Consider the following 2,639-nt stretch of genomic DNA (forward strand, 5'->3'; position numbering starts at 1 on the left):
GCCCAGGCGGCCGGGGCGGCGAGCATGTGCGCCCCGAGGACGGCGCCGGCCACCCGGCCCAGCAGCGCGGGGGTCAGCCGCGCACCGAGCCGGGCGAAGCCGGGACGTCCGGTGCGCCGACCCACGGTCGCGAGGACCAGGCCGAGCAGGCCCACGGCCCACCAGGCGACCAGGCCGAGGCCGGCGATTCCGGCGCCCAGCCCGAGCAGGCGCACGAGCTCGGACGAGGCGGCGCCCTCGCCGGGCTCCAGCAGGGCGGAGGCGCCGATGAGCAGGGCCGGCGCCGCCAGGGCCAGGACCACCAGGCCCACCGCGTCCACGGTGTCCACCCGGTGACCGTCCGCCCGGTGGCCGTCCGCCTCCGAGAGTGCTGCCCGGCCCCGGCGGGCCGGATCGGTGATGCGCTGCATGGCGTCCCCTCCTGCGCGTCGCGTCGGTGTGATCCCCGTGACCTCACCGGTGTCGATGGTCACAGTGAACTGCACGGCATGGATGGATGTCAACAGTGATGTTTGAGAATGTTTGATGATCGTCGACGCAGAGTCGGCCTGCTCCTAAGCTGGCCGCATGCGGTGGGACGGACTCTTCGACGATCTCGAGGCCCGGTGGGCCGACCTGGGCTGGCGCCAGAGCGAGGCGGAGGCGGCCGAGCTGACGCGCGCCGAGTGGATGGCCCTGACCCTGGCCGACCGCCTCCGCGGCGAGCGGGGGCGGCCGGTGCGCCTGCACCTGGCCTGGGGCGAGGCCCTGGACGGCGTGCTGCACGCGGTGGGGGAGGACTGGGCGGGGCTCCACCTGAGCGGGGGCGGCTCCGCGGTGGTGCCGCTGCCCGGCGTCGCGGCCGTGGAGGCCGGGCTGCACCGGGCCGTTCCCGCGCCCACCGGCCCCGCGACGGGGCTGGGAGCGATGCTGCGGGGGATCGCACGCGAGCGCGTGCCCGTCGTCGTCACGGGGACCCGGGGTGCGACGCTCGTGGAGGGCACGGTGGACCGGGTGGGGCGGGACCACCTCGACGTGTCCCGCCACCCGCGTGACGAGGCGCGGCGGGCCGCGGCCGTGCGGGGCCGCCTCGTGGTGCCCTTCACCGCGCTCGGCGTGGTCCGGACGGCCTCGCGGCTCGCCTGAGCCGGCACGGCCGGCGCGGGGTCGACGGGTCAGCGGCGCAGCAGGTCAGCGACGCAACTGGTCGGCGACTCGGCCGGCCGGTGGCCCGACTGGTCAGCGGCTCTTGGCGTCGGCCTCGGCCCACTCCTGGACGCGCGCCCGGGTGGCCTCGCGCTGCCGGTCCACGTACTCCTGGAGCCAGGACTCCTCGATGCGCCACTGCCCGCGGCCGCCCACCTGGATGGCCTGCAGCTCGCCGGAGCGGATGAGGGCGCGCGCGGCCTGCCCGGAGATGTTCAGCGTCTCCGCGACGTCGGTCAGGGTGAGGAAGCGCTGCACGGTGCTCCTTCGGCGGCTCGGCACGGGCGGGGAGGACCGGGGCGGCGCCCCGGCGTGGACCCATTCAACCCCGAGACGGGCCCCGTCCGACACTTTTCCACACCTGCGCGCCGGACCGGGGGCCGGGCGGCCGCGCTGGCTACCCTGGACACAGCGCGGAGGGGGCCGGCACCGACGGGGTGCCGGGGCCGCGCCGGCCCGGCCGGGCCGGTCCGAAGGGGGAGCATCCGGTGTCCACATCCACGTCCGCATCCGCTGAAGGCGGCCGCCTGCGCCGCCCGCGCTGGCGCGATCCCCGGCTGCTGGTCGGGCTCGTCCTCGTCCTCGCCTCGGTCGCCGGAGTCGTCGCGCTCGTCGCCTCCTCCCAGCGGACCTCCGCCTACTGGGCCGCCGCCGTGGACCTGCCCCCGGGCACCCCGCTCGAGGCGGGCCAGCTGCGGGCCGTGGAGGTCAACCTCGCCGACGCGGAGGGGAAGTACCTGGCGGCCGCCCCGGACTCGGCGCCGTCGGGCCGGATGGTCGCGAGCACGGTGCGCGCCGGGGAGCTCCTGCCCGCCGCCGCGCTCGTCGACGTCGACCCCGAGGGACGGCGACCCGTGGGCGTTCGCCTCCGCGAGCCGCTCGCGGGCGGCGTCGGGGTGGGGGACCGGGTGGACGTCTGGGTCGCGATGCCCGCCGAGGGCGGCCGCGGCCACGCGGACCCCGAGCGGCTCGCCGAGGCCCTGGAGATCGCCGAGGTGGCCACGGAGCAGGGCGCGATCGGCGGATCCGGGGAGACCCGCGTGCAGCTGCTCGCCCCCGAGGCCACGCTGCCGCGCGTGGTGGACGCCCAGGTGAAGGACGCCCGCATCACGCTGGTGCCCGCCCACGGGGTGCGGTGACCGTGCGGATCGCGCTCGCCACCACCGTCCTGCCCGGCCTCGACCACATCGGACCGCTGGAGCGCCATCAGACGCGGATCACCGTGGTCCGGCGGGCCGAGGACCTGGCCGAGCTGCTGGCGATCGCCCGGTCCGGCCTGGTGGACGCCGTCCTCGTGGCGGGCGCCACCGAGGCCGTCACCGGGGCGTTCCTGGAGGAGCTCGCCCGGCTGCCCCGGCCCGTGGGCGCGGCCGCGATCAGCGAGGTGCGCGCCGAGCGCCGTCGGCTGCGGACGCTCGGGGTGCCGTGCGTCCGGGCCGACGCCGGGCCCGAGC

At 77.6% G+C, this 2,639-nt stretch carries 3 protein-coding genes and 2 pseudogenes; 3 read left to right on the top strand and 2 right to left on the bottom strand.

Annotation, left to right across the window (positions count from 1 at the left end; translation table 11 throughout):
- A pseudogene (locus NWP10_RS11450) lies at positions 1 to 410 on the bottom strand (hypothetical protein); the annotation flags it as partial.
- Positions 411 to 567: 157 nt separating this feature from the next.
- On the opposite strand from NWP10_RS11450, the gene NWP10_RS11455 reads away from it, so the two are divergent.
- Positions 568 to 1,125 carry a hypothetical protein gene (locus tag NWP10_RS11455; RefSeq protein WP_017489095.1) on the top strand — a complete coding sequence of 186 codons (558 nt, stop codon included), beginning with the start codon at positions 568 to 570 and terminating at the stop codon, positions 1,123 to 1,125.
- A gap of 93 nt (positions 1,126 to 1,218) precedes the next feature.
- Here NWP10_RS11455 and NWP10_RS11460 read toward each other — a convergent pair whose 3' ends face one another.
- On the bottom strand, positions 1,219 to 1,443 hold the full coding sequence (locus NWP10_RS11460) for a helix-turn-helix domain-containing protein (RefSeq protein ID WP_017489096.1): 225 nt from the start codon (positions 1,441 to 1,443) through the stop codon (positions 1,219 to 1,221).
- A gap of 230 nt (positions 1,444 to 1,673) precedes the next feature.
- On the opposite strand from NWP10_RS11460, the gene NWP10_RS11465 reads away from it, so the two are divergent.
- Together NWP10_RS11465 and NWP10_RS11470 are read left to right on the top strand one after the other, a co-directional pair.
- On the top strand, positions 1,674 to 2,324 hold the full coding sequence (locus NWP10_RS11465; RefSeq protein ID WP_017489097.1) for an SAF domain-containing protein: 651 nt from the start codon (positions 1,674 to 1,676) through the stop codon (positions 2,322 to 2,324).
- A pseudogene (locus tag NWP10_RS11470) lies at positions 2,321 to 2,639 on the top strand (ATPase); the annotation flags it as partial. The gene NWP10_RS11465 and the pseudogene NWP10_RS11470, both read left to right, overlap by 4 nt.

This window comes from Micrococcus sp. HG099 (assembly GCF_024723355.1).
GTDB classification, from domain to species: Bacteria; Actinomycetota; Actinomycetes; order Actinomycetales; family Micrococcaceae; genus Micrococcus; species Micrococcus endophyticus.

Bases quoted from the DNA above. Each gene is read 5' to 3' on its own strand.
- NWP10_RS11455 (WP_017489095.1), top strand. From the start codon at position 568: ATGCGGTGGGACGGACTCTTCGACGATCTCGAGGCCCGGTGGGCCGAC.